This is a genomic window from Synechococcus sp. 1G10, assembly GCF_002252625.1.
Taxonomy (GTDB): Bacteria; Cyanobacteriota; Cyanobacteriia; order PCC-6307; family Cyanobiaceae; genus Regnicoccus_A.
On sequence record NZ_NQKW01000007.1, the window covers coordinates 58,354 to 78,941 of the forward strand.

Sequence of the window (20,588 nt, forward strand, 5' to 3'; positions counted from 1 at the left end):
TCTGCAGAAGGCGGTGAAACAGCCCGGGGACCCTCGGCTGCTCACAATCCCCTTCTCGCCTTGGAATCAGATGCCAGTGGGCATGAAACACCGTCTGCCCCGCCGCCTCCCCTAAGTTCAGCCCCACATTCCAGCCGCTGATCCCGACATCGTCAGCCGCGAGCTGCTCCCGCCGGCGCTTGAGCAGCTCCACCGCCGCATTCCACTACGGCTGGTGCAACTCCAGCCCGTCGGACACATGGCGCCTGGGGATCACCAGGCTGTGCCCCTCACTCACCGGATAGGCATCGGCGATGCAGAGCGCCAGTTCGTTCTCCAGCAGCACCCGGCCGCTGCCCTCCAGCGCGCAGAACACGCAACCCTCCTGCCTGTGCTGGTAGCTGGCGAGGAGTCCGCGGAAGTCGGTGCGATCCGTGTCCCGTTTGCCGGCATTGCAGCGAAAGCAGAGGGCCTGGAAGTTGGAGAGGTCGTCGGGTCCTCCCTGGTTTCTGGGGATGATGTGATTCACCTCCAGGGCGCACTGGTTCGGGATTGGCTGAGCAACAGCCCGCGCCGCAGCATTCGCAGCGGCCCCGGGCCCGGGTGAGCACGCGGACCTTGATGGAGCCGCTGACCGGCGTGCGGTGGCGACTGCGGTGGCCGAAGCCGAAGGCTTCTGAAAGCCAACCAGCCACCGCCTCGCCGCGCTGGGCGCGGAAGGTATCGAGGCGCTGGTGGCAGAGCTGCAGCAGCTCATCGCGCTCGGCGTCGCTCAGCTCGCATGCGCCGATAAGGCTGTAAACCCCACTGCCGTAGGTGGTGATGCCGTTGCCGGTGAGCACCTTGCCCACCTTTCGCTTGACACGTTCGGTGTAGTAATCGATCTGGGTCACGTCCTCGCCGAGGATCCTGCGGGCGACGTCCTGCACTGGGGCGGGGCTCCGGCGGCCCAGCAGTTCCATCAACATCAATGGCTGGTAGATGTGGCTCATGCGCATCCACCGCGTCACGTAGTCGCGTAGGCGTTCGTAGGTGGGGGAAGGGTGTGGGGGCATAGGGGCATCCTGGCTGGGGTGTGACAGGGGTGGCACTTGTAAGCGGAAGAACACAGGCAAGCCAGGCCGCCATGTCAGCTCGTGATCGCCTTCGGCCTGCCCCACCGCTTGGCGTGCCTACGTCTGGCGGTGGTAAGGTAGCGGTGTGATCAGGTCGTTTCGTTGCCGAGACACCCGGGCCCTGTTTTCGGGAAAGCCTGTGCGGCGCTTTGGGGGCATCGCTCGTGTGGCCTTCCGCAAGCTCGCCATTCTTGATGCCGCCGCATGCCTCAACGATCTGCAGATTCCACCAGGCAACCGCCTGGAGCCGCTCCGGGGAGACCGCCATGGCCAGCACAGCATCCGCATCAACGACCAGTTCCGGCTCTGCTTTGTCTGGACGAAAGCCGGGCCAGAGGATGTCGAAATCGTTGACGATCACTGACGTGATGCTCGTTCACCCGGGCGAGGTGCTGCTGGAGGAGTTCCTGCGGCCATTGGGGATCAGCCAGTACCGGTTGGCGCAGGCGATCGATGTGCCCGAGAGCCGCATCAACGCGATTGTGAAGGGCAGGCGCGCTATCACGGCAGATACCGATCTGCGCCTTTGCCGGTTCTTTGGTCTGAGCGAGGGCTTCTGGCTGCGGATGCAAGGGAGCCATGATCTGAAGCTGGCCAAGCAGGCTCTGGAAAGCGTGCTGCCGGCGATCGAGCCAATCCAGCCGATGGCGTGAGCAGGGCTGGTCACGCCATTGACGGTGAGCACCTGCCCCACCATCCGCTTCACCCGCCGCACGTAGGTGTCGATCTGGGTCACGTCTTCCCCCAGGATCCGGCGGGCGATGTCCTGCGCCGGGGCGGGGCTGCGGCGGGCCAGCAGTTCCAACCGCTGCGCGGAAGCCTTCGGCTAGAGCATCAGCGGTTGGTCGATGGGGCTCATGCGCATCCGCCGCGTCACGTCGTCGCGCAGGCGTTCGTAGGTGGGGGAGGGGGCAGGGGGCATGAGGGCATGAGGGCATGGGGGCATGGGGGCATGGGGGCATGGGGGCATGGGGGCATGAGGGCATGGGGGCATGGAGCGATGGTGGCGGTTGCCGGGCGCTCCGGCCAGGTTGGGTTTTGGGCGGCCCGTCAGGCTGGCGCTTCTGCTGGGATCCTCTGTGGCATGGGCGCGTGGCGGCTGCAGCCAACCCGGCTCCGGGTGTGGTTATGCCGCCCCAGTTCCCTTCATCTGCAGAACCAATGGGCAGGCCACGGCAACACTTGGGCCTCATCCAGCGGGGGAACGGACAAGAGCATCCGCTCCAACCCTTGCCCACTCGCGCTGCCATCACGTCCACCACGACGGAGTCCCAGCGTGATGCCCCTGTCGGCCTGCACCATGATCATGTGGATAGACAACGTCTACCTGAAAGGGCTAGGGTTGCTTAACGCCTGCTGTTGATCCGTGGCTGCCACTCCTCGACTCAGCTGGAACTTGCGGGTCACGCCCGACGATCAGGCGCTGATCGATCGCGCGGTCCGTACTTCTGGCCTCACCCGAACCGACTTCGTTCTGCAGGCGGCCCGCAATGCCGCCCGTGAGCTGCTGGTGCAGCAGGCCTGGCAGGCCATTTCGCCTGAACAGTTCGACTTGTTTCTTCGCCAGCTCGACGCTCCGCCCACCCCATCGGATCGTCTGCAACGCACCATGACGGCACCGAAGCCCTGGCAGCGCTGATGGATCTGCAGGCGCCGCAGCCGCTGGCGCAGCATCACAGCACTGTCGGCTTTGACTGTGGCGATTCCAGCCTTGACCACTGGCTTCAGCAGCGTGCACTGACCAACCAGAAGGGCGGTGCGACGCGCAGCTTCGTGGTCTGCAATGGCGACGACATCGTCAAGGCCTATGTAGCCCTGGCCTCCGGCTCGGTGGCCGTGGCCTCAGCCCCTGGGCGTTTCAGGCGCAACATGCCCGATCCCATTCCAGTGGTGGTGTTGGCGCGGTTGGCGGTCTGCCGCAGTGTCCAGGGACGAGGCATCGCTCGCGCACTGCTCGCCGATGCGTTTGAGCGGGTGCTGCAGGCCAGCACACAGATCGGCGTGCGCGGCATCGTGGTTCATGCAGCGTCCACGGAAGCCCGCAGCTTCTATCTCCACATGGGTTTTGATCCCTCACCCATCGACCCCGACACCCTGCTGATCCGTCTCTCGGATGTGGCGGCCACCTTGCCGTTCTGATCTGAGCGGCGCAGGGTGTCGCTGGCCTGCAGGTTGTGCTGAGGTCGTCGGAGCCGCTCATCGTCCTGGGCACGATGTGGTCCACCTCCAGGGCCCGCTGGTGAGGGATTTGCTGAGCAACAGCCCGCGCCGCAGCATTCGCAGCGGCCACGGGCGCGGAAGGTGTTGAGGCGCTGGCGGCAGAGCTGCAGCAGCTCATCGCGCTCGGCATCGCTCAGCCCTACTGCTACGCAGAAGCCTTCGGCTACGCCGCCCAACAGGCGGTCGTGGTCGTCGGCGTAGCTGGTCACGCCGTTGACGGTGAGGTGTCGATCTGGGTCACGTCTTCCCCCAGGATCCGCCGGGCGATGTCCTGCGGCGGGGCGGGGCTGCGGCGGCCCAGCAGTTCCAACCGCTGCGCGGAAGCCTTTGGCTACAGCATCAGCGGCTGGTCGATGGGGCTCATGCGCATCCGCCGCGTCACGTCGTCGCGCAGGCGTTCGTAGGTGGGGGAGGAGGGCGGAGGCATGGGGGCATCCTCGCTGGGGTGTGACGGGGGTGGCACTTGTAAGCGGAAGAACACAGGCAAGCCAGGCCGCCATGTCAGCTCCTGATCGCATTCGGCCTGTCCCACCGCTTGGCGTGCCTACGTTTGGCGGTGGTAAGGTAGCGGTGTGATCAGGTCGTTTCGTTGCCGAGACACCCGGGCCCTGTTTTCGGGAAAGCCGGTGCGGCGCTTTGGGAGCATCGCTCGTGTGGCCTTCCGCAAGCTCGCCATTCTTGATGCCGCCGCATGCCTCAACGATCTGCAGATTCCACCAGGCAACCGCCTGGAGCCGCTCCGGGGAGACCGCCATGGCCAGCACAGCATCCGCATCAACGACCAGTTCCGGCTCTGCTTTGTCTGGTCGGAAGCCGGGCCAGAGGATGTCGAAATCGTTGACTATCACTGACGTGATGCTCGTTCACCCGGGCGAGGTGCTGCTGGAGGAGTTCCTGCGGCCATTGGGGATCAGCCAGTACCGGTTGGCGCTGGCGATCGATGTGCCCGAGAGCCGCATCAACGCGATTGTGAAGGGCAGGCGCGCTATCACGGCAGACACCGATCTGCGCCTTTGCCGGTTCTTTGGTCTGAGCGAGGGCTTCTGGCTGCGGATGCAAGGGAGCCATGATCTGAAGCTGGCCAAGCAGGCTCTGGAAAGCGTGCTGCCGGCGATCGAGCCAATTCAGCCAATGGCGTGAGCAGGGCTGGCGGCTGCAGGGTGTTTGGGCCAGGTTTGGATTTGGGCGGCCCGTCAGGCTGGCGCCCCTGCTGGGATCCCTTCTGGCGTGGGCGCGTGGCGGCTGCAGCCAACCCGGCTCCGGGTGTGGCTGTGCCGCCCCAGTCCGTCTGCCCAGTCAGCAGCAGAATCCCTTCCTCCACTGCAAGACTGGTTCCACTGGAGGCTGGCCATGCAGGAAATTCTTTTCGTGGTCGAAGAAGCGGAGGATGGCTCCTTCCGGGCCAGTGCAGCCGGTGCAGCGATCCACACCGAGGCAGGCACCCTCGAGGAGCTTCACCGGGAGATCCGCGATGCGGTCGTCTGCCACTTCGATCCCGGCGAGGCGCCACCCCTGATTCGTCTCCATCACGTGAGGCAGGAACTGCTGGCCCTGTGAGGATTCCGCCGGACGTCAATGGCCAGCTCCTGGCCGAGCGTCTGCGGCGCCATGGCTACGTGCTGACGGCAATCAGCAACACATCACCATTCCCGCCCACAAGCCCCTACGGGTCGGCACATTGCGGCAGATCCTCAAGGACGTGGCCGCTCAGCTGGGCTGCTCGATCGAAGAGCTCATCGCCAGCCTGGACCTATGAGGACTGGGCCTTGGGGCCGATCTTCTTGGCCGTGGGGATCAGATGTGCTGCTGCCAGCGTCTCGGATCAGCGTGTCTCGCCCATCCGCTTCATGCGTTCGGTCGCATGGGCGCATCCTCTCTCGGGTGTGACGGGGGTGGCACTGATTTCTTGATGACGCCTTTTCGGTTGGCCATGCCGGCACCCCTCAGACCGGCCTTTGCTCACAAGCACACCGCCAGCCTTACGTGTCTATACTCTGTTTCAGGTTGAAACATGGTTTTGCGATGGCTTCTGGCCTCACTGCCGCCACCGGGGCCGCCCTGCTCGGAGCCGATGCCCGCCTGCTCGCTCAGGAATACCGCCGCGTACTCGCGCCGCCAGGATCGTCCTCTTCGGCGCCTCTACGGCTTGGCTTTCGCGAGCTCCTCTACTTCCAGGTGGTGAGCAGCCTGAGTGCCGAGGGCCTGCAGCTTTCCCCTGCCCAGAAGCGGGAGGTGTTCCGTGTGCTCACCGTGAAGCCCCAGCGACAGGTTGCCCAGGGGGAGTGGTCCCGTGGCCGCGGTGAGCTGCGCAAGACAGGTGCTGTTCCCTTCAGTTTCGACCTCAGCGGCGTGAGCCGGGACCTGCGTTATCGCTACCGGCTCCATAGACGGCCCGATGCTCTGGTGGAGAGCGATCCGGCCATCTGCTCAGGGCAGCCTGTGTTCCGGGGCACCAGGATTCCCGTGGCTGTGGCTGTGGAGCAGCTGCGCTCCGGCGTCAGCCGCAGCGAGCTGGAAGCCGACTTTCCCCATCTCAGCCACCAGGCCCTCGATTACGCGGAGATCCAGGCGCGCCTGCCCAAGCCTCCCGGCCGCCCTCGGCGCCCCCTCGCCCTGCAACGCGGCTGAAGGGCCATGCCTTGAGATTGTTGATCGACGAAAATCTCAGTCCTCGCTTGACCCGCTGGGCCTGTGAACAGGGAATTCCGGCAGAGGCGGCCGTGCATGTCGGTCTGGCTGGCGCCAAGGATGAGGAGGTCTTCGCCCATGCCCTGGCCCGCGATCAGATGGTGGTCACGGTGAACGTGGGCGATTTCATTCGCTTGGCCGCCACGATGGAGGTGCACCCCGGCGTGATCGCGCTCAGGGAAGCTGGCTTGAGTGCGGAGCAGCAGTGGCTCCGGGTCCAATCAGCCTTACAGCTGATCCAACACGGGAACGACATTGACCTGATCAATCGCGTGCTTGAGATCCAATCCGAAGCTGTGCACGTGTGGCATGAGATTCCTGCCAGCTGAGTCAATGAATAGCGGTGCAACTCTGAGACCAGCGGTGGCGATGGCTTGTCTGCATTTCAGCGGAAGCCAAGCGCCTGCAGGTTGTTGATGTCCTCGGAGCCGCTCTGGTTTCTGGGGATGATGGGGTCCACCTCCAGGGCGCACTGGTGCGGGATTTGCTAATCAACAGCCCGCGCCGCAGCATTCGGGCGGCCCCGGGCGCGGAAGGCGACCAAGCGCTTGCGGCAGAGCTGCTGCAGCTCGTCGCGCTCGGCGTCGCTCAGCTCAACTGCTTCGCAGAAGCCTTCGGCTACGCCGCCCAACAGACGGTCGTGGTCGTTGGCGTAGCTGGTCACGCCGTTGACGGTGAGCACCCGCCCCACCATCCGCTGCACGTAGGTGGCGATCTGGTTCACGTCTTCCCCCAGGATCCGGCGGGCGATGTCCTGCGTCGGGGCTGGGCTGGCTGTTGCTTGGCAAATCAGCGGCCCAGCAGTTCCATGAGCATCAGCGGTTGGTCGATGGGGCTCATGCGCATCCGCCGCGTCACGTCGTCGCGTAGGCGTTCGTCGGTGGGGGAGTGGTGCATGGCAGACCCGATCAAGCTGATGGCCTCTGAGACCGCCCAACTCAAGGCTTGGAGCGTTGACGCAAGAGCTTTGGGTCGCGGCCGCAATGAAGCACGGCCAGCACCACGATGCTGCCCTGCTCGGGAACCGGCAGGTAGATGACGCCGTACGGGAAGCGCCGGATCAGGGCTCGGCGGGTGCCGCGGTAGCCCGCGGGGAAAGCCTCAGGGTTGCTGCGTATGCGCCGGAGGGCCAGGCGCACCTGATCCAGAAAGTGCTGGCCCAGGCCCTGCTCCTGAGCTTCGTACCAGCGAACCGCAGCCTCGAGATCAAGCCGGGCTTCCGGGCGGAGCCGCAGCACCATGCTCAGAGGGACTGCTCCAGGGCGTTCAGCACCTCATCGGCATCAAGGCCGGGGTTGCCGTCCGCCAGGAAGCTCTCCAGCCGTTGATCGATCAGCTGCCGATCGGCCTCCGTGAGTTCAGGGCCGATCTGCTCAGCGGCGATCGAGTCCCACAGGCTTTGCACCAGCTCCAGCCGTTGCGCCAGGGGGAGGGTCAGCAGGTCATTCACCACATGCCGTGCCGGCAGGGCCGGAGACCAGATGTTTTCACGGTAGCCGGGGCCTGCAGACGCGTCGCCCTCGCAGCCCCAGCGCATTTACGGCAGCACCTTGCCCACCATCCGATTTCCAGAATCCGCCGGGCCGCGTCGTGCACCGGGGCACGGGCAGGTTTGTTGTTGAGCGGCCCGTCAGGCCATCGCCCTTGCTGGGATCCCTTCTGGAGTGGGCGCGTGGCGGCTGCAGCCAACCCGGCTCCGACCCGTGCTCGCAGCAACCAGCGCCAAGAGAAGAAGGGATCCATCCAATGCTCACGGCAGCTTCAGCCTGCGGGGCAGCACGGGCACCCTCCCGGCAGAATGGCATCGAGATCGGAACTCCGATGCGCAGCACCAGCCCACGGACCGAACAGGTGCTCAGCACCCTGCGTCTCCATCGTGGCGACTGGCAAGAGCGCTTCCACGTGGTTGATATTGGCGTCTTCGGTTCCATTGCCCGTGGCGACGCCCGCCCTGACAGCGATGTTGACGTGTGGGTGCGGCTGGATCCGCTGACCCCCTATGCCTTGGTGCACATCAAGCAGGAGCTGGAAACGTTACTGAGCACGTCTGTGGATGTAGTGCGGTTGCGCGAGCGCATGAACCCTTCCCTCAAGCAGCGCATCCTTGACGAAGGCCTGCGGCCATGACGGAAGGCTCCAGCCAGTTGCTGGATGACCTCCTGACTGCCCTTGAACGTGGCAGCAGCAAGAGTCAGCCTCTTTTGTAGAACCCATCTCAAGTTGATACAGAGGTGGGCCGGGATCTGCTTGACGTGATCTGCATGCAGTTCCTCGCGATCGGTGAGGCTCTCAAGCGTTTTGAACGCCACTGGCCTGGTCGTCTGCAGGCCGAATTCCCATCGGTGGATTGGAAGGGGGCCATGGGTTTTCGCGATGTGATCGCCCATCAGTACTTCGATCTCGACAGTGAACAGGTGTTGCTGATCTGTGAGCAATCCCTGCCTGAACTGATCGCAGCTGTTCTGGCGTTGCGACAGTGCCAATGATCAGCCGGCCTGAGGACGCCATGCAGGAAATTCTCTATTTGATCGAGAGGCGAAAGACGGTTCCTTCCTGGCCAGCGCAGCCGATGCCGCGATCCACACCGAGGCCGCCCAGCTGGGCTGCTCGAGCGTCGTAGTGATCAACAGCCTGGACCTTTGAAGGCGGGGGGTGACTGGGGTGGCACTTGTAATGGAGAAGCTTTGCTGCCTTGGCCTTGACCCCTCCCATTGCTTTGTCAGCCTTGGGGCGTGCCTACGTTGGGTTCTCAGCCGTCCGTGGTGGCGATGACTCCCATGTCTGACCTCCTTCAACTGCCCCAGGGCGAACGGCTGGCCTTGGCCATCGCCCTCTGGAAGAGCCTGGATGACGAGGCCCGAGATGGAGCGCTACCACTTGATTCCGCCCTCTGCGCTGAGCTGGATCGGCCTTGGATGAACCCCTGCCCTGTGGCTTTGCCGTCAGAATGGATCTCCTGCCGCCCCGCCGATGCCCACTCCTGACCCTGAGCTTGAGCGGATGCGCCAGAGGGCCAGCGCTCGGCCCCTTCGCGCGCGCATCATCCGCGCCGTGGCCACCTCCACGGCCATTGAAACGGGTCAACCGGTCGCGGTGATCGAGCGGGCACTCATGGATCGACAGTCGACCAAGGCAACACCTCTCTGAATTGCTCTTTCATCGGAGTGAGATTGAGCACGGCACCTGCGCGGATAGCAGCAAAGTAGAGGTCTCGCTGTCGATCCCATGCTGCATAGTCGAGCGGCCCAATCCCTGCCTGGCAGGCCATCAGATCTGACATCTTCAGGCTGCGGCTGGGTACCCCACTGCCGATGATCCCCTGGTATAGATCAAGCAGCCGATTTCGCTCGAGTGCTTCTATCACAACTGGATCCTTGATGCCCAGCAGGTTGCGCAGCACCAATCCCTCCGAACCCGGCTCACACTCCGCCGTTGACCCAACAACTCTGTACCGGCTCATCCTGTCTGCTCCAGCGCGCTTGCTCGATCAGGCCACTTACCGCACTCACAGCGGGTGATGCCGTTGCCGGTGAGTAACTTGCCCGCCATCTGCTGGACCATATGTCTCCTGCGCATCCGCCGGGAGATGGAGTCGCAGAGGCGTTCGTCGGTGGGGGAGGGATGCGGGGGCATGGGCATCCTCGCAAGGGTGTTACGGGGGTGGCACTGGTAGGGGAGAAGCCCCTGCTGTGATGCCATTCCCTCCTTCAAGCTCTCGGCCAAGCCCTGCGGGACGCCTCTTCGCCGTCTGCGTGCGTCAGTTGTACTAACATCGGTCAGTCGCTCCAGCAGGAGAGTTATCGCCATGGCTGCCATCGGGGCTTCACCTCCCCCCCGCTCGGCCCGGCTCGGCCTCCGCGCCACGCCGGAACAGGAAGCCGTGCTGCGCCGTGCCGCCGAGGTGACCCACAAGTCGCTCACCGACTTCATCCTCGACAGTGCCTGCCTCGCTGCCGAGCAGACGCTCCTGGATCAGCGCCTGTTCATGGTTTCCGGCTCGCAGGCTCAGGCCCTGATCGATCTGCTGGAGCGTCCCGACCAGGCCAACGAGGGTCTGCGTGATCTGTTCGCCAGGCAGGCACCCTGGGATGCACAGTGATCTGGCGGCCGCCGGAGCCGCTGGCCGTCCAGCACCGGTTGGAAGGCTTTGACTGCGGCAAGCCCACACTCAATCACTGGCTCTTGCACCACGCCCGCCAGGCGCAGACCGGTGGCTCGGCCAGAACGTTCGTCGTTGCCGACGAGGAGAACCGGGTCGCCGGCTACTACAGCCTCACCGTGGGCCAGGTCGACACTGTGGAGGCGCCAGAGCGGATTCGTCAGGGAATGGGGCGATTTCCACTGCCTGTGGTCATCCTGGCCAGGCTCGCCGTGTCAGGCGAGAACCATGGACGTGGTCTTGGTCTCGGGATGCTTCAGGACACGATCCGTCGGACGCTGGTGATCGCCGAGCAGGCCGGAATTCGGGCAATCCTGACCCATCCCATCGACGAAGACGCGGCCCGCTTTTACACCCGGTTCGGATTCATCCCATCGCCACTGCGCCAGCAGCAACTGCTTCTGCTGCTCAAGGATGCAAGGAAGATCCTCCGATGAGCATGGGGGCATCCTGGCGGCCTGAGACGAGGTGGCAACGGTAGGGGGAAGAAGCTCTATGGCCGTGGTACTCACCCGCCCTCCTTCACGCCCAACGGCCGGGCGCCCAGAGACCATCAGCTGACATCCGCGATCGTGGCGCCGAACGCGCCAGGCTCGATCAGGTTCCGGGCTACACCGAAGCGCGGAAGGAGGCTGCCGTTGAATTTCGTCTGCTCCGGCAGCTCCTGGAGGCTCGCAAGCGGGCCGGTCTCACCCAGGAGGAGGTGGCCCTGCGGATGGGCACCACGCGCAGCGCCATCAGTCGGCTCGAGGGATCCCGCCGGCACCTGCCGGCACTCTCCACGCTCCGCCGCTACGCCGATGTGCTCGGCTGCGATGTGGAGATCCAGCTCGTGCCTCGAGCCCCTGAGGGAGCTTTACCGCCGCCCACCAGGGCGTAGCTGCCTTTCTCGCAGCCTGTGATGCCGTTGCCGATGAGCACCCGCCCCACCATTCGCTTCACCCGCTGCACGTAGGTGTCGATCTGGGTCACGTCTTCCCCCAGGATCCTGCGGGCGATGTCCTGGGCGGGGCGGGGCTGGCTGTTGTTTGGCAAATCAGTGGCCTAGCAGTTCCAACCGCTGCGCGGAAGCCGTTGTCGACAGCATCAGCGGTTGGTCGATGGGGCTCATGCGCATGGGCTTGGCGATGGTGTGCCGCAGGCGCTGGTAAGTGGGGAGGGTGCAGGGGCATGGAGCGATGCTTGCGCCCCTACTGGGATCCCTTCTGGTGTGAGCGCGCGGCGGCTGCAATCAACCCGGCTCCGGGGGCGGTTGTGCCGCCCCAGTTCCCTTCATCCGAATGAGCGATAGGCAGGCCACGGCAACGCCAGGGCTGACTGTGCTGCCGAGATCCAAACCAAGACAGGGATGACTGGCTTAGAAACGCCTCTACGCTGATACCGGCCTGACGGAGAATTGCTCGCAAAGTGCCCTCCGGCATGTCTCCAGGATGATTGGGGATGGTGGTGTAACGGTTGTCTGATTCGCGAAACCAGATCTCATGGGAGCCTGCGGGACCCGGTACCGGTATCCGGACAGCCGTCCCACTCAGGCACTCACCACCAGGGGATGGTCAAAGCGCTCCTCCAACGGTGAAGCGGCGCTGACACCACCACGCTCCACCTGGGCCTCCATCAAGCGCTTGGCGACATTCCTCGCGATCTCCAGGGTCTCAGAGAGGGTGCGACCTTGGGCCACGAGCCCAGGGACTTCGTCCGAGGTGGCGAGGTAGCACCCCTCTGGCAGGCGCTCCACGTGCAGATTGACGATGTGCTCAGCCACGTCGTCCGCCCCTGTTCAGGGCCTCATGTTAGCGAGTGACTGCGTTCTGCATGGCCAGCCTGAATAGCCAGGTCCTCCCCAGCATCCTTGATGAAGGCCTGCTCGGGAACCGGCAGGTCGATGGCGCCATACGGGAGGCTCCGGATCAGAGCTCGGCGGGTGCCGCAACGTTGTGATCGAGCCGGGCTTCCGGGCGGAGCCGCAGCACCATGCTCAGAGGAGCTGCTCCAGGGCGTTCAGCACCTCATCGGCATCAAGGCCGGGGTCGCCGTCCGCCAGGAAGTTCTCCAACCGTTGATCGATCAGGCTTTGCACCAGCTCCAGTCGTTGCGCCAGGGGCAGGGCCGGTCACCAAATCGATTTACGTGAGCGGGGGCCTGCAGATGGGTCGCCCTCGCTGCCCCAGCGCTTGCCCGGCAGCACTTTGACCACCATGCGCTACCCAGGATCCGGCGGGCCACATCCTGCGCCGGGGCCGGGCTCCACGGCCAGGTTTTGTTTTGGGCGGCCCGTCAGGTAGTCGCCCCTGCTGGGATCCCTTCTGGCGTGGGTGTGATGCGGCTGCAGCCGACCCGGCTCCGGGTGTGGCTGTGCCGTCCCAGTCCGTTTGCCCAGACAGGGTCAGCATCCCGCCCACCACTTCCAGACTTGTGCCGCTGGAGGGCGCCATGCAGGCAATTCTTTTCGTGGTCGAGGAAGCAGAGGATGGCTCCTACCGGGCCAGCGCAGCTGCCGCCGCGATCCACACCGAGGCAGGCACCCTCGAGGAGCTCCACCGGGAGATCACAGGCGCGGTCGTCTGTCACTTCGATCCCGGCGAGGCGCCACCCCTGATCCGCGTTCATCACTTGAGGCAGGAACTGCTGGCCCTGTGAGGATTCCGCGGGACGTCAACGGCCAGGAGCTGGGCTGCTCAATCGAGGCGCTGATCGGCAGCCTGGATCTTTGAGGGCCGGGCTGGCTGTTGCCTGGCAAATCAGCGCCCCAGCAGCTCCAACCGCTGCGCGAAAGCCTTCGGCTACAGCATCAGCGGTTGGTCGATGGGTCTCATGCGCCTTCGCTCGGCGATGAACGCGCGCAGGAAGGCTGCAGAGAGGCTGGAGGCCATGCAGTGATGGTCCATGCGTGCGGTGTATGGTGTATACACCAGGAGGTTGGCCATGCAGCGGACCCAGATCTACCTGTCGGAGCCGGAGCGGCAAGGGCTTCTGGCCCTGGCCCAACGCAGCGGACGCAGCCAGAGCGCCCTGATCCGTGAAGCCATCGATCGCTTTCTGGAGAACAACCAGCCTCAAGAGCGGCTGGCCAGGCTTCGAGCGGGAAGGGGCCTCTGGGCAGCCGGACCTGGTCCGCTCGAAGGGCTGACGTTGCGCCAGGAACTTGATCGCATCCCCCCTGAAGGCGGCTGATGGCGTCCGCCGCGAATGGCTTGCTCGTGATCGACACGGATGTCCTGATCGACTACCTCCGCGATCAGCCCCTGGCGGTGGTGTTCCTGGAAGGCTGCGATCAGCCCTTGGCGGTCTCTGTGGTGTCGATCGCTGAGCTCTATGTAGGTGTGCGCGAGGGGGAGGAGCGCCAGCGGTTGGATGCCTTTGTGTCGGCCTTCTCGGTGCTCCCGCTTGAGAAAGAGGCGGCCATCCAGGCGGGGCTGTTGCGCCGTCAGTACGGCCGCAGCCACGGCACGGGCCTCGCGGATGCCCTGATTGCCGCGAGTGTGCAGGCTGCCGGAGCAACTCTGGCCACGCTCAATCGGCGCCATTTCCCGATGCTCTCCACTGTGCTGGTTCCCTATGCGAAGGAAGGGTGATCCTGAGTAGGCCCTGAGCCGCTGCCGCTGGGGCAACGCCAGGGGCATGGGCGCATCCTCGCTGGGGTTGGACGGGGGTGGCACTGGTTGAGAAGCTCCGGCGATCTCCTGGCCCACGAATGCTCCCCCATGCAGACCAGGCGGTTGTCGAGAAGGCCAAGATCTGCGACTACCTGCTCTCAAGCGTGCATCCAGTCGGAAGATTCAAGGCCAGGGTGTTCCTCTCCCTCGGCTACACCCTCGAAGCCTGGACAAGACTTCGTGACGACCTTCTTCACTATGAGCGGAGCGGAGTGGTTGAGCGGATCGAGAGCAGCGCCTACGGGATGAGAGTTATGATCAAGGCTAGATTAGAAGGCCCTAATGGAACTTCAAAGCAGTTCCGCACAATCTGGCTGATTTCCGATCACTCCAATCAGCCAAGGCTCATCACCGCATTTTCGGAGTAAGTCATGCTTGCCTTGCACCAGACAGTTGCTCTCACCCAGGACATTCCAGAGACGGGGCTTCAGTCGGGCGATCTCTGTGCTGTCGTTGCTATTCACGATCCCGAAACCTATGAGGTTGAGTTCGTCGCCGCATCCGGACGCACGCAATCCCTGCTGACGCTTTCATCAGCCAGTCTTCGAGCGATTGGTGATCAGGATCTGATCGCTGTGCGTTCATTGGCTACGGTCAATCCCTGAGATTCGGCCTCGCTCAGCTCCTCGCTGCCCAGGATCCGCCGGGGTACGTCCTGCGCTGGGGCGGGGGCATGTTTGTTGTTGAGCCCGTCAGGCCATCGCCCCTGCTGGGATCCCTTCTGGTGTGAGCGCCTGGCGGCTGCAGCCAACCCGGCTCAGGTTGTTGGTGTGCCGCCCCAGTCCCCTCCGATCTCCAAAACCGATGGGCAGGCTTCAAGCAAAGCGGCGTGAACCAGCAGCCTGGCGCGCCGAAAAGGTATAGATTCAGCAAAGTATGGAGTTCGCCTTCGATCCGGTCAAGAGTGCCTCCAACCTTGCCAAGCACGGCATCGACTTCCATGCTGCCCAGCAGCTCTGGGGGGATTCGGAGCTTCTGGAGCTTCCGGCCCGCACCACCGGGGAGCCGAGATTTCTGGTGATTGGCAGGATTGGCCTCAAGCACTGGTCGGCCGTGCTCACCTACCGCGACCAGTGCATCCGGTTGATTTCCGTTCGGCCGTCCAGACCAGAAGAGGTGGAGCTTTATGAACAGTTCTGATTTCGATCAACGTTTTGATGACGGCGAGTCCGTGCTCGACGCCCTCGACCTCGGCGGTGCCCGTCGCCGTCGGCTGGAGCAGAAACGCGTCAATGTCGACATCCCGGTGTGGATGATCGACCAGCTCGATCGCGAAGCCAGCCGACTCGGTGTCACGCGTCAGTCGATCATCAAGGTGTGGCTGGCAGAGCGGCTGGAGCAGCGGACGTCTGCTTGAGCGCAAGTTCGGCAGATCGGTGATGGTTGCGGCGACCAATGGCTTCGGCTGGAGGCAGGCACACCACCGCCACGGCTTGGATGAACACGTGGCGACCCGGATTGGCATCCGTGAACTCACCTCCAGGCTGGCCGGCTGCTGCAGGCTGGACTGGAGCGTCTCGGCCTCAGCGAAGACGAGCTCAGTGCCGACTTCAAGGCCTGGCGGCAAGGTCATCGTGACCAGGCAACGGCCTGAGTGAGGTTCCCCCAGGATCCGCCTGGGTACGTCCTGCGCGGGGGCGGGGCATGGAGGCATCCTCGCTGGGGTGTGACGGGGATGGCACTGATGGATGAGAAGCCAATACCAGGCGCCATGCCTTTGCTTGCCCCCTCAGCCAGGCTGACGGAACTAATGTGTAGACACCTCACCATGAGGTCACACATGGCCACGAATCTCGCTCTCGATCAGGCCCTGCTCGATCACGCCTTCCGTGTGAGCGGTGAGCCCACCAAGAAAGCCGCCGTCACCCGCGCCCTGCAGGAGTTCATCGCGCGCCGGGAACAGCGCCAGGTGGCGGAGCTCTTCGGCAAGCTCGATTGGGATCCCGGCTACGACTACAAGGCCGAACGTGATCGCCAGCTGTGAGTTTGCTGGTCGATACGTCGGTGTGGTAGCTGGCTTTTCGCCGAGATGGCCAGCAGGGCGCGCCTGAGGTGGGTGCACTCCGTGCCGCGCTCCAGGGTGCCGAGCAGGTCTTCACCACCGGATTGGTGCTCCAGGAAGTGCTGCAGGGTTTTGCCGGCCCCAAAAACCGTGACGAGCTCGTGGAGCGCCTCTCCGTGCTCGCCTTTCTTCAGCCCGATAAGCAGGATCACATCGCAGCCGCCCACATTCGCAATTCCTGCCGCCGACGGGGTGTCCAGATCGGCACGATTGATGCCCTGCTCATCCAGCTTTGCCAGCGCTACGACCTGACGCTGCTCACAACGGATCAAGACTTTCAGGTGGCTTCTCAGCACGTGGATGTCCGGTTATGGGCGTGAGCCACCTCCAGGGCGCACTGGTGCGGGATTTGCTCAGCAACAGCCCGCGCCGCAGCACTCGCCGCGGCCCCGGGCCCGGCAGGTGTCGAGGCGCTGGCGGCAGGGCTGCAGCAGATCATCGCGCTCGGCGTCGCTCAGTGGTGATGCGTTGCCGGTGAGCAATCGATCTGGATCACGTTCTCGCCGAGGATCCTGAGGGCCACGTCCTGCACTGGGGCGGGGCTGGGGCGTCCGAGCAGTTCCTGGAGCATCAGCGGCTGATCGATGGGGCTCTGCGCATGCGCCCGGCGATGAACGTGCGCAGGCGCTGGTAGGTGGCAGAGGGGTGCGGGGCCATGCAGTCAGAGTGGCCAGCTCTCGCAGCGTGGGCTGGTGGCGAGCAGCACAATGGGAGTCATGGATCCATCCAAGCCACCCACTCTTCAGCGGCTCAGGCAGTTCGCGCCCGAGTTGCTCGCTCTCACAGCCGCCCACGGTGGCCGGGATCTTCGTGTCTTCGGCTCCGTGATCCACGGCGCGGCAGGGCTGCAGAGCGACGTGGATCTGCTTGTGGATTTCCCCTCCAGCCCCAGTTTTGAGCAGTACATGGACCTCAAGCTGGCCCTGGAAGACCTGCTCAGCGCCCGGGTGGACCTGGTGACCCGCCGCGGTCTTCGCCCTGAGTTGCGGCAGCGGATTGAGCAGGAGGCCGTTCCTCTTGCCTGAGGGGGGGAGTGCCCGGAATTGGTCGCTGTTCCTCCTGGACATGCAGCTGTGTTGCTCCAAAGTGCTCCGATACAGCAAGGGACTCACCCGGCAGCACTTTCTTGCTGACGAGATGTTGGTTGACGCCGTACTGCGCAACCTGGAGGTTCTTGGTGAAGCGGCGAAGCAGATCCCGCCGGCGGTCCGTGAGCGGCACCCCCAGGTGCCCTGGCGACGCATTGCTGGCCTCCGCGATGTTCTGGCGCATGCCTACTTCGGCCTGGAAGAAGACACCATCTGGCGGATTGTTTCCGAGAGCATTCCAGCCCTGGCGGATCAGTTGGACCAAGTGATTGAGGCTGAGCTCTGATGGCGGCTGGTGCGGCGATCGCGTTGCGCAGAGCCATTCCCTGTTGTTCTCCTCCGGTTCACGGGCAAACCCAACCCGGACCTTCACCGAGCCGCTGATCGGTGTGCGATAGCGGCACAGCTGCTGCAGCTCGTCGCGTTCGGCGTCGTTCAGCTCGCTTGCGCCACTAAGTCTGTAAACCCCACTGCCGTAGACGGTGATGCCGTTGCCGGTGAGTCATCTATCTGGGTCACGTCTTCCCCCCAGCATCCGCCGGGCGCCGTCCTGCGCCGGGGCCAGGGGCATCCCGGCTGGGGTGAGACGGGGGGTGGCACTGGTGGAGGAGAAGCCCATGCGCCATGGCATCCATCTCTCCAGTCCTTTGGCCCCCTTTTGGCCGTGCCCAATGTGAGTTCCTCACCGAGTGTGGCGGAGCTGGCGCCCATGTCTGACCTGCTGCAACTCCCGCCGAGCGAGCGGCTGGCCTTGGCGATCGCCCGCTGGGACAGCCTGGATGACGAGGCTCGAGTTGGAGCGCTGCCACTTGATTCCGCCCTCTGCGCCGAGCTCGACCGGCGCTGGGCGACCCATCTCAACAACCCTGGCGGCGCGGTGGCCTGTGATGAGGTGCGCAGCCAGCTCGACGCCAGAGGACCGAGCCCGCGGTTCGGTCCTGCCGCAGGCGCTGGAGGGTCTACTGGAAACCCAGCGCTGGTACGGCAGGCTTTAGCCGGCGTTGGCTCGTGGCTTCGCTGAAGCCTTCGCTGCTGCGGTGGAGCACATCCACAACGATCCCAGAGGGGCTGTTGGCCATGGAGCGATGGTGAGGGCTGCCGGGCTCCATGGCCAGGACTGGTTTTGGCGGCCCTTCAGGCCATCGCCGCTGCTGGGAGGCCTTCTGGCGTGATCGCGTGGCGGCTGCAGCCAACCCGGCTCCGAGGGTGGCTGTGCCGCCCCAGCCACTGGAGAGGTTTATCCTTCTGTTTATACGTCTGATTCCCATGGCCGCCACCCCTTCCCGCCAGGCCCTGCGCCGTTGGGGCAACAGCCTCGGTATCCGCTTGCCCGCCTCCATCGCCCGGGAGGCTCAGCTGCAGGTGGATCAGGCCGTGGAACTCTCCGTTGTCGAGGGAGGCGTGATGATCCGGCCGGTGCAGCAGCGCCTTTCCCTGGCCGAACGGCTGGCGGCCTACGAGCCCATGGCTGGCGAACCCACCGAGGCCATGGCCTTCTCTCCGCTGGGTGCTGAGGTCATCGAGTGAGTCCCCGCCGCGCCGTCCAAGACTGGGTGCCCGATCGTGGCGATGTGATCTGGATCGACCACAACCCCCAGGCCGGCCGCGAGATGAAGGATCACCATCCCTTTGCGGTGCTGTCCACCGCTTCCTTCCACGCCACCGTGGGCCTTGTGGTGGGCTGCGCGATGACCTCAGCTCCCTACAACCGTGGTTCCACCCTTGCTGTGGACCTGGGTCCCATCCCCGATCGGCCTGGTGCCCACAGCTTTGTGCTGTGCCAGCAACTCAAATCCTTCGACTGGCGCGCCAGGGGCGCTCGCCCCCATCCGATCGGCCGACTGAACGACACCCAATTGGAGGAGGTGATGGCGATCGTGGGTCAGATCCTTGGGTTGGTGGTGTGAGCCATCGGCCGCCAGTTGAGGCGTCATTGTCGTCATCGAGGGAGGAAGGATGGCTCCTGCCGGGCCAGCGCAGCCGCTGCCGTCATCAGTACCGAAGCCGACACACTGGAGGACCTCCACCGGGAGATTGCTGGCGCTGATCGACCAGCTGCCGATCGGCTCCCAGGGGCTTTGAACCAGCTCCAGCCGCTGGCGGTCTGCCTGCGATGAATACCTTCCGCTTCACCCGCCGATCCCTCCTGGATCAGAACCGGTGCCCGATGATCAGCAGCGTGCTGGCTCGCCCTTGCGCCACCGCAGCAGATCCTCCCGATGGGCCTCTTCTTCCCAGACCCTCTCTTTGAGCGCTTTGCGCTCCGCGCCCTGTCGCATGCGGTCTATGGCGGTGCGGATTTCGGCGAGTGCTTCGTGACGGCATCAAAAATCGCCCCCGGGGATGTGGACAGCTGGTTCAACGCCTGGACCGCCACGGCGGATCGGGTCGTTGCCATCGCCAACACGTCTGCGGCCGCCGGCCACTCGGTGAGCGCCCGTGAGGCCTGGCTGCGGGCCAGCAACTACTACCGCACCTCCTGGCTGCCGCTCTTCGGTGCGCCCGTGGAGGCCCGGCTGGTGGAGGCCTTTGATCGGGAATCCGAGGCGTTCGCCAGGGCGGCTGCGCTGATGACGCCGGCCGTGGAGGCCGTGGAGATCCCCTACGAGGGAACGAGCCTGCCCGGCTACTTCCACCGTGCCAATGATTCGGGCCAGCCGCGCCCCACCCTCATCGCCACCAACGGCTATGACGCCACCGTGCACGAGGCGCACTTCGCCCATGCCGTGGCCGCCGTGCGCCGCGGCTACCACTGCCTCACCTTCGATGGCCCCGGCCAGGGCCGTCCCCTCATCCACCAGAGCCTGGTGTTGCGCCCCGATTGGGAGGCCGTGGTGCGTCCGGTGATGGACTACGCCCTCTCCCGAGCGGACGTCGACCCGCAGCGGATCGCGCTGATCGGCTGGAGTTTCGGCGGCTATCTGGCGCCCCGCGCGGCCAGTGGCGAGCACCGCCTCGCGGCCTGCATCGCTGACCCCGGCCAGTGGGACCTGCTCGAGGCGCTGCGCACGAACCTGCCGCTTCCCCCAGCCGTGCGCGAGCGCCTCCCGGAGATCGACCCCGCCGATCTCGAGGCCTTCGAGGCCGAGATGCGCTCCAACCCCTCTCTGCAGTGGACCGTCCGGCGGGCCCTCTGGGTGCACGGGCTCGATTCGATCGCCGAGTATTTCCGGATCGCCGGCGATTACAGCCTCAGGGGGCGCGCCGAACGGATCCGCTGCCCCACGCTGGTGGCCTGGGCGGAAGGCGATCCGATCGCCCGCTTCGCGGAGCAGCTCCATGCCGCGCTGCAGTGCTCCCGCACCCTCGTGCGTTTCACCGCCGCCGAGGGCGCCGGCGGCCACTGCGAAGAGACGGCCCGCTCCCTGTTCCACCAGCGCGCCTACGACTGGCTGGACGGTGTGTTCGCCAACCCCCGCGCAGCTCACCCAAGCCGTTGACGGCACCCTGCGGTTCGTTTCCCCCCGCCCTGCCCCTGGCCGCCAGGCTGGGTTTTGGGCGGCCCGTCAGGCAGGTGCCCCTGCTGGGATCCCTTCTGGCGTGTTCGCGTGGCGGCTGCAGCCAACCCGGCTCCGGGTGTAGCTGTGCAGCCCCAGCCCCCTTCATCCGCAGAACCGATGGGCA

41 protein-coding genes and 2 pseudogenes are annotated in these 20,588 nt (G+C 64.9%); 31 read left to right on the forward strand and 12 right to left on the reverse strand.

Annotation, left to right across the window (positions count from 1 at the left end):
- Window positions 1-112: 112 nt before the first annotated feature.
- Window positions 113-736, reverse strand: a pseudogene (locus CJZ82_RS18890) (HNH endonuclease); the annotation flags it as partial.
- Between CJZ82_RS18890 and CJZ82_RS18645 the strand changes: the two are divergent.
- The 10 genes from CJZ82_RS18645 to CJZ82_RS08025 all read left to right on the forward strand — a co-directional run bounded on the left by CJZ82_RS18645 (window position 714) and on the right by CJZ82_RS08025 (window position 6,331).
- Complete coding sequence (locus CJZ82_RS18645) at window positions 714-1,001, forward strand: hypothetical protein (protein WP_198949702.1); 288 nt, start codon at window positions 714-716, stop codon at window positions 999-1,001. The pseudogene CJZ82_RS18890 and the gene CJZ82_RS18645 overlap by 23 nt on opposite strands.
- Window positions 1,002-1,233: 232 nt before the next feature.
- Window positions 1,234-1,458: a type II toxin-antitoxin system RelE/ParE family toxin gene (locus CJZ82_RS07980; protein WP_369820033.1), complete on the forward strand. Its 225-nt coding sequence runs from the start codon at window positions 1,234-1,236 to the stop codon at window positions 1,456-1,458.
- Window positions 1,361-1,747: a HigA family addiction module antitoxin gene (locus CJZ82_RS07985; protein WP_233130118.1), complete on the forward strand. Its 387-nt coding sequence runs from the start codon at window positions 1,361-1,363 to the stop codon at window positions 1,745-1,747. The genes CJZ82_RS07980 and CJZ82_RS07985 overlap by 98 nt, the downstream gene beginning before the upstream one ends.
- Before the next feature lie 713 nt (window positions 1,748-2,460).
- Complete coding sequence (locus CJZ82_RS07995) at window positions 2,461-2,733, forward strand: DUF1778 domain-containing protein (RefSeq protein WP_071800440.1); 273 nt, start codon at window positions 2,461-2,463, stop codon at window positions 2,731-2,733.
- Window positions 2,733-3,233 (forward strand): GNAT family N-acetyltransferase, encoded by a 501-nt coding sequence (locus CJZ82_RS08000; RefSeq protein ID WP_071800441.1) that lies wholly within the window; start codon window positions 2,733-2,735, stop codon window positions 3,231-3,233. The genes CJZ82_RS07995 and CJZ82_RS08000 overlap by 1 nt, the downstream gene beginning before the upstream one ends.
- A 707-nt stretch (window positions 3,234-3,940) precedes the next feature.
- Complete coding sequence (locus tag CJZ82_RS08005) at window positions 3,941-4,165, forward strand: type II toxin-antitoxin system RelE/ParE family toxin (RefSeq protein WP_369820034.1); 225 nt, start codon at window positions 3,941-3,943, stop codon at window positions 4,163-4,165.
- Window positions 4,166-4,169: 4 nt separating this feature from the next.
- A complete protein-coding gene (locus CJZ82_RS08010) occupies window positions 4,170-4,454 on the forward strand; it encodes a HigA family addiction module antitoxin (RefSeq protein ID WP_198949704.1) in 285 nt (94 codons plus the stop codon).
- Window positions 4,455-4,664: 210 nt separating this feature from the next.
- The gene (locus CJZ82_RS08015; protein ID WP_071802013.1) at window positions 4,665-4,871 is read left to right on the forward strand and encodes a 2-oxoisovalerate dehydrogenase; all 207 of its coding nucleotides are present in this window, start codon (window positions 4,665-4,667) and stop codon (window positions 4,869-4,871) included.
- A gap of 465 nt (window positions 4,872-5,336) precedes the next feature.
- Window positions 5,337-5,942 (forward strand): DUF433 domain-containing protein, encoded by a 606-nt coding sequence (locus CJZ82_RS08020; protein ID WP_094555267.1) that lies wholly within the window; start codon window positions 5,337-5,339, stop codon window positions 5,940-5,942.
- A 20-nt stretch (window positions 5,943-5,962) separates the two neighbouring features.
- The gene (locus CJZ82_RS08025; protein ID WP_255380793.1) at window positions 5,963-6,331 is read left to right on the forward strand and encodes a DUF5615 family PIN-like protein; all 369 of its coding nucleotides are present in this window, start codon (window positions 5,963-5,965) and stop codon (window positions 6,329-6,331) included.
- Window positions 6,332-6,489: 158 nt separating this feature from the next.
- Here CJZ82_RS08025 and CJZ82_RS08030 read toward each other — a convergent pair whose 3' ends face one another.
- The 4 genes from CJZ82_RS08030 to CJZ82_RS08040 all read right to left on the reverse strand — a co-directional run bounded on the left by CJZ82_RS08030 (window position 6,490) and on the right by CJZ82_RS08040 (window position 7,539).
- The gene (locus CJZ82_RS08030; protein ID WP_094555269.1) at window positions 6,490-6,726 is read right to left on the reverse strand and encodes a hypothetical protein; all 237 of its coding nucleotides are present in this window, start codon (window positions 6,724-6,726) and stop codon (window positions 6,490-6,492) included.
- A gap of 65 nt (window positions 6,727-6,791) precedes the next feature.
- A complete protein-coding gene (locus tag CJZ82_RS18330) occupies window positions 6,792-6,944 on the reverse strand; it encodes a hypothetical protein (RefSeq protein WP_158218513.1) in 153 nt (50 codons plus the stop codon).
- A complete protein-coding gene (locus tag CJZ82_RS08035; RefSeq protein ID WP_233130120.1) occupies window positions 6,941-7,243 on the reverse strand; it encodes a type II toxin-antitoxin system RelE/ParE family toxin in 303 nt (100 codons plus the stop codon). The genes CJZ82_RS18330 and CJZ82_RS08035 overlap by 4 nt, the downstream gene beginning before the upstream one ends.
- Before the next feature lie 2 nt (window positions 7,244-7,245).
- Window positions 7,246-7,539 carry an addiction module protein gene (locus tag CJZ82_RS08040; RefSeq protein WP_094555271.1) on the reverse strand — a complete coding sequence of 98 codons (294 nt, stop codon included), beginning with the start codon at window positions 7,537-7,539 and terminating at the stop codon, window positions 7,246-7,248.
- A gap of 284 nt (window positions 7,540-7,823) precedes the next feature.
- Here CJZ82_RS08040 and CJZ82_RS08045 point away from each other — a divergent pair, with 284 nt between their 5' ends.
- On the forward strand, window positions 7,824-8,129 hold the full coding sequence (locus tag CJZ82_RS08045) for a nucleotidyltransferase family protein (RefSeq protein WP_094555369.1): 306 nt from the start codon (window positions 7,824-7,826) through the stop codon (window positions 8,127-8,129).
- Between the two features lie 104 nt (window positions 8,130-8,233).
- Window positions 8,234-8,488 carry a HepT-like ribonuclease domain-containing protein gene (locus CJZ82_RS08050; protein WP_094555272.1) on the forward strand — a complete coding sequence of 85 codons (255 nt, stop codon included), beginning with the start codon at window positions 8,234-8,236 and terminating at the stop codon, window positions 8,486-8,488.
- 34 nt (window positions 8,489-8,522) lie between these two features.
- On the opposite strand, the gene CJZ82_RS08055 is transcribed toward CJZ82_RS08050, so the two are convergent.
- Window positions 8,523-8,714 (reverse strand): hypothetical protein, encoded by a 192-nt coding sequence (locus tag CJZ82_RS08055; protein WP_094555273.1) that lies wholly within the window; start codon window positions 8,712-8,714, stop codon window positions 8,523-8,525.
- 65 nt (window positions 8,715-8,779) lie between these two features.
- Here CJZ82_RS08055 and CJZ82_RS08060 point away from each other — a divergent pair, with 65 nt between their 5' ends.
- A complete protein-coding gene (locus CJZ82_RS08060) occupies window positions 8,780-8,986 on the forward strand; it encodes an addiction module protein (protein WP_094555274.1) in 207 nt (68 codons plus the stop codon).
- A gap of 125 nt (window positions 8,987-9,111) precedes the next feature.
- Here CJZ82_RS08060 and CJZ82_RS08065 read toward each other — a convergent pair whose 3' ends face one another.
- Complete coding sequence (locus tag CJZ82_RS08065; RefSeq protein WP_198949705.1) at window positions 9,112-9,405, reverse strand: hypothetical protein; 294 nt, start codon at window positions 9,403-9,405, stop codon at window positions 9,112-9,114.
- 53 nt (window positions 9,406-9,458) lie between these two features.
- Window positions 9,459-9,641, reverse strand: a complete 183-nt coding sequence (locus tag CJZ82_RS18335; RefSeq protein ID WP_233130121.1) for a hypothetical protein — start codon at window positions 9,639-9,641, stop codon at window positions 9,459-9,461.
- 166 nt (window positions 9,642-9,807) lie between these two features.
- Here CJZ82_RS18335 and CJZ82_RS08075 point away from each other — a divergent pair, with 166 nt between their 5' ends.
- The 3 genes and pseudogenes from CJZ82_RS08075 to CJZ82_RS18895 form a co-directional block, all read left to right on the forward strand.
- Window positions 9,808-10,101: a DUF1778 domain-containing protein gene (locus tag CJZ82_RS08075; RefSeq protein WP_094555276.1), complete on the forward strand. Its 294-nt coding sequence runs from the start codon at window positions 9,808-9,810 to the stop codon at window positions 10,099-10,101.
- Window positions 10,102-10,139: 38 nt separating this feature from the next.
- Complete coding sequence (locus tag CJZ82_RS08080) at window positions 10,140-10,598, forward strand: GNAT family N-acetyltransferase (RefSeq protein WP_233130122.1); 459 nt, start codon at window positions 10,140-10,142, stop codon at window positions 10,596-10,598.
- Window positions 10,599-10,864: 266 nt separating this feature from the next.
- Window positions 10,865-10,930 (forward strand): annotated as a pseudogene (locus CJZ82_RS18895) (hypothetical protein); the annotation flags it as partial.
- Window positions 10,931-10,953: 23 nt separating this feature from the next.
- On the opposite strand, the gene CJZ82_RS17760 reads toward CJZ82_RS18895, so the two are convergent.
- The 3 genes from CJZ82_RS17760 to CJZ82_RS08095 form a co-directional block, all read right to left on the reverse strand.
- Window positions 10,954-11,196 carry a hypothetical protein gene (locus CJZ82_RS17760; protein ID WP_143593575.1) on the reverse strand — a complete coding sequence of 81 codons (243 nt, stop codon included), beginning with the start codon at window positions 11,194-11,196 and terminating at the stop codon, window positions 10,954-10,956.
- A gap of 155 nt (window positions 11,197-11,351) precedes the next feature.
- Window positions 11,352-11,693 (reverse strand): type II toxin-antitoxin system HicA family toxin, encoded by a 342-nt coding sequence (locus CJZ82_RS08090; RefSeq protein ID WP_094555279.1) that lies wholly within the window; start codon window positions 11,691-11,693, stop codon window positions 11,352-11,354.
- On the reverse strand, window positions 11,690-11,923 hold the full coding sequence (locus CJZ82_RS08095; protein ID WP_094555280.1) for a type II toxin-antitoxin system HicB family antitoxin: 234 nt from the start codon (window positions 11,921-11,923) through the stop codon (window positions 11,690-11,692). Before CJZ82_RS08095 ends, CJZ82_RS08090 begins: the two co-directional genes overlap by 4 nt.
- Window positions 11,924-12,591: 668 nt before the next feature.
- Between CJZ82_RS08095 and CJZ82_RS08100 the strand changes: the two genes are divergently transcribed.
- The 9 genes from CJZ82_RS08100 to CJZ82_RS19560 all read left to right on the forward strand — a co-directional run bounded on the left by CJZ82_RS08100 (window position 12,592) and on the right by CJZ82_RS19560 (window position 16,196).
- Entirely contained in the window at window positions 12,592-12,798 is a 207-nt protein-coding gene (locus CJZ82_RS08100; RefSeq protein WP_094555370.1) for a 2-oxoisovalerate dehydrogenase, read from the forward strand.
- 285 nt (window positions 12,799-13,083) lie between these two features.
- The gene (locus tag CJZ82_RS08105) at window positions 13,084-13,332 is read left to right on the forward strand and encodes a CopG family transcriptional regulator (protein ID WP_233130123.1); all 249 of its coding nucleotides are present in this window, start codon (window positions 13,084-13,086) and stop codon (window positions 13,330-13,332) included.
- The gene (locus CJZ82_RS08110; RefSeq protein WP_094555282.1) at window positions 13,332-13,733 is read left to right on the forward strand and encodes a type II toxin-antitoxin system VapC family toxin; all 402 of its coding nucleotides are present in this window, start codon (window positions 13,332-13,334) and stop codon (window positions 13,731-13,733) included. Before CJZ82_RS08105 ends, CJZ82_RS08110 begins: the two co-directional genes overlap by 1 nt.
- A 77-nt stretch (window positions 13,734-13,810) precedes the next feature.
- A complete protein-coding gene (locus tag CJZ82_RS08115) occupies window positions 13,811-14,182 on the forward strand; it encodes a DUF6883 domain-containing protein (RefSeq protein WP_233130124.1) in 372 nt (123 codons plus the stop codon).
- Window positions 14,183-14,185: 3 nt separating this feature from the next.
- Window positions 14,186-14,419, forward strand: coding sequence for a DUF4926 domain-containing protein (locus tag CJZ82_RS08120; protein WP_094555284.1), 234 nt, complete (start codon window positions 14,186-14,188; stop codon window positions 14,417-14,419).
- A gap of 271 nt (window positions 14,420-14,690) precedes the next feature.
- Window positions 14,691-14,954 carry a BrnT family toxin gene (locus tag CJZ82_RS08125; RefSeq protein WP_094555285.1) on the forward strand — a complete coding sequence of 88 codons (264 nt, stop codon included), beginning with the start codon at window positions 14,691-14,693 and terminating at the stop codon, window positions 14,952-14,954.
- Window positions 14,941-15,171 carry a type II toxin-antitoxin system BrnA family antitoxin gene (gene brnA, locus CJZ82_RS08130; protein WP_094555286.1) on the forward strand — a complete coding sequence of 77 codons (231 nt, stop codon included), beginning with the start codon at window positions 14,941-14,943 and terminating at the stop codon, window positions 15,169-15,171. Before CJZ82_RS08125 ends, brnA begins: the two co-directional genes overlap by 14 nt.
- 423 nt (window positions 15,172-15,594) lie before the next feature.
- Window positions 15,595-15,798, forward strand: coding sequence for a type II toxin-antitoxin system VapB family antitoxin (locus tag CJZ82_RS08135; protein ID WP_094555287.1), 204 nt, complete (start codon window positions 15,595-15,597; stop codon window positions 15,796-15,798).
- Between the two features lie 68 nt (window positions 15,799-15,866).
- Window positions 15,867-16,196: a PIN domain-containing protein gene (locus tag CJZ82_RS19560; protein WP_158218515.1), complete on the forward strand. Its 330-nt coding sequence runs from the start codon at window positions 15,867-15,869 to the stop codon at window positions 16,194-16,196.
- Between the two features lie 33 nt (window positions 16,197-16,229).
- Here CJZ82_RS19560 and CJZ82_RS19335 read toward each other — a convergent pair whose 3' ends face one another.
- Complete coding sequence (locus CJZ82_RS19335) at window positions 16,230-16,358, reverse strand: hypothetical protein (RefSeq protein WP_255380795.1); 129 nt, start codon at window positions 16,356-16,358, stop codon at window positions 16,230-16,232.
- A gap of 234 nt (window positions 16,359-16,592) precedes the next feature.
- Here CJZ82_RS19335 and CJZ82_RS08145 point away from each other — a divergent pair, with 234 nt between their 5' ends.
- The 6 genes from CJZ82_RS08145 (at window position 16,593) to CJZ82_RS08170 (ending at window position 20,404) form a co-directional block, all read left to right on the forward strand.
- On the forward strand, window positions 16,593-16,901 hold the full coding sequence (locus CJZ82_RS08145) for a nucleotidyltransferase family protein (protein ID WP_094555289.1): 309 nt from the start codon (window positions 16,593-16,595) through the stop codon (window positions 16,899-16,901).
- A gap of 40 nt (window positions 16,902-16,941) precedes the next feature.
- On the forward strand, window positions 16,942-17,250 hold the full coding sequence (locus tag CJZ82_RS08150; RefSeq protein WP_094555371.1) for a DUF86 domain-containing protein: 309 nt from the start codon (window positions 16,942-16,944) through the stop codon (window positions 17,248-17,250).
- Window positions 17,251-17,673: 423 nt separating this feature from the next.
- Window positions 17,674-17,985 (forward strand): addiction module protein, encoded by a 312-nt coding sequence (locus tag CJZ82_RS08155; protein WP_143593576.1) that lies wholly within the window; start codon window positions 17,674-17,676, stop codon window positions 17,983-17,985.
- A gap of 245 nt (window positions 17,986-18,230) precedes the next feature.
- The gene (locus CJZ82_RS08160; protein WP_094555291.1) at window positions 18,231-18,491 is read left to right on the forward strand and encodes an AbrB/MazE/SpoVT family DNA-binding domain-containing protein; all 261 of its coding nucleotides are present in this window, start codon (window positions 18,231-18,233) and stop codon (window positions 18,489-18,491) included.
- On the forward strand, window positions 18,488-18,871 hold the full coding sequence (locus CJZ82_RS08165) for a type II toxin-antitoxin system PemK/MazF family toxin (protein ID WP_094555292.1): 384 nt from the start codon (window positions 18,488-18,490) through the stop codon (window positions 18,869-18,871). Before CJZ82_RS08160 ends, CJZ82_RS08165 begins: the two co-directional genes overlap by 4 nt.
- 312 nt (window positions 18,872-19,183) lie before the next feature.
- On the forward strand, window positions 19,184-20,404 hold the full coding sequence (locus CJZ82_RS08170) for a S9 family peptidase (protein ID WP_094555293.1): 1,221 nt from the start codon (window positions 19,184-19,186) through the stop codon (window positions 20,402-20,404).
- Window positions 20,405-20,588 lie beyond the last annotated feature (184 nt).

Bases quoted from the DNA above. Each gene is read 5' to 3' on its own strand.
- CJZ82_RS08060 (WP_094555274.1), top strand. From the start codon at position 8,780: ATGTCTGACCTCCTTCAACTGCCCCAGGGCGAACGGCTGGCCTTGGCC.
- CJZ82_RS08120 (WP_094555284.1), top strand. From the start codon at position 14,186: ATGCTTGCCTTGCACCAGACAGTTGCTCTCACCCAGGACATTCCAGAG.
- CJZ82_RS08020 (WP_094555267.1), top strand. From the start codon at position 5,337: ATGGCTTCTGGCCTCACTGCCGCCACCGGGGCCGCCCTGCTCGGAGCC.
- CJZ82_RS07985 (WP_233130118.1), top strand. From the start codon at position 1,361: ATGGCCAGCACAGCATCCGCATCAACGACCAGTTCCGGCTCTGCTTTG.
- CJZ82_RS08170 (WP_094555293.1), top strand. From the start codon at position 19,184: ATGGGCCTCTTCTTCCCAGACCCTCTCTTTGAGCGCTTTGCGCTCCGC.
- CJZ82_RS08040 (WP_094555271.1), bottom strand. From the start codon at position 7,539: ATGCGCTGGGGCTGCGAGGGCGACGCGTCTGCAGGCCCCGGCTACCGT.
- CJZ82_RS08045 (WP_094555369.1), top strand. From the start codon at position 7,824: ATGCGCAGCACCAGCCCACGGACCGAACAGGTGCTCAGCACCCTGCGT.
- CJZ82_RS08135 (WP_094555287.1), top strand. From the start codon at position 15,595: ATGGCCACGAATCTCGCTCTCGATCAGGCCCTGCTCGATCACGCCTTC.
- CJZ82_RS08010 (WP_198949704.1), top strand. From the start codon at position 4,170: ATGCTCGTTCACCCGGGCGAGGTGCTGCTGGAGGAGTTCCTGCGGCCA.
- CJZ82_RS08125 (WP_094555285.1), top strand. From the start codon at position 14,691: ATGGAGTTCGCCTTCGATCCGGTCAAGAGTGCCTCCAACCTTGCCAAG.
- CJZ82_RS08035 (WP_233130120.1), bottom strand. From the start codon at position 7,243: ATGGTGCTGCGGCTCCGCCCGGAAGCCCGGCTTGATCTCGAGGCTGCG.
- CJZ82_RS08105 (WP_233130123.1), top strand. From the start codon at position 13,084: ATGCAGCGGACCCAGATCTACCTGTCGGAGCCGGAGCGGCAAGGGCTT.
- CJZ82_RS08150 (WP_094555371.1), top strand. From the start codon at position 16,942: ATGCAGCTGTGTTGCTCCAAAGTGCTCCGATACAGCAAGGGACTCACC.
- CJZ82_RS08155 (WP_143593576.1), top strand. From the start codon at position 17,674: ATGTCTGACCTGCTGCAACTCCCGCCGAGCGAGCGGCTGGCCTTGGCG.
- CJZ82_RS08075 (WP_094555276.1), top strand. From the start codon at position 9,808: ATGGCTGCCATCGGGGCTTCACCTCCCCCCCGCTCGGCCCGGCTCGGC.
- CJZ82_RS18335 (WP_233130121.1), bottom strand. From the start codon at position 9,641: ATGCCCATGCCCCCGCATCCCTCCCCCACCGACGAACGCCTCTGCGAC.
- CJZ82_RS08110 (WP_094555282.1), top strand. From the start codon at position 13,332: ATGGCGTCCGCCGCGAATGGCTTGCTCGTGATCGACACGGATGTCCTG.
- CJZ82_RS08055 (WP_094555273.1), bottom strand. From the start codon at position 8,714: ATGGGAGGGGTCAAGGCCAAGGCAGCAAAGCTTCTCCATTACAAGTGC.
- CJZ82_RS08100 (WP_094555370.1), top strand. From the start codon at position 12,592: ATGCAGGCAATTCTTTTCGTGGTCGAGGAAGCAGAGGATGGCTCCTAC.
- CJZ82_RS08000 (WP_071800441.1), top strand. From the start codon at position 2,733: ATGGATCTGCAGGCGCCGCAGCCGCTGGCGCAGCATCACAGCACTGTC.
- brnA (WP_094555286.1), top strand. From the start codon at position 14,941: ATGAACAGTTCTGATTTCGATCAACGTTTTGATGACGGCGAGTCCGTG.
- CJZ82_RS08015 (WP_071802013.1), top strand. From the start codon at position 4,665: ATGCAGGAAATTCTTTTCGTGGTCGAAGAAGCGGAGGATGGCTCCTTC.
- CJZ82_RS08160 (WP_094555291.1), top strand. From the start codon at position 18,231: ATGGCCGCCACCCCTTCCCGCCAGGCCCTGCGCCGTTGGGGCAACAGC.
- CJZ82_RS08145 (WP_094555289.1), top strand. From the start codon at position 16,593: ATGGATCCATCCAAGCCACCCACTCTTCAGCGGCTCAGGCAGTTCGCG.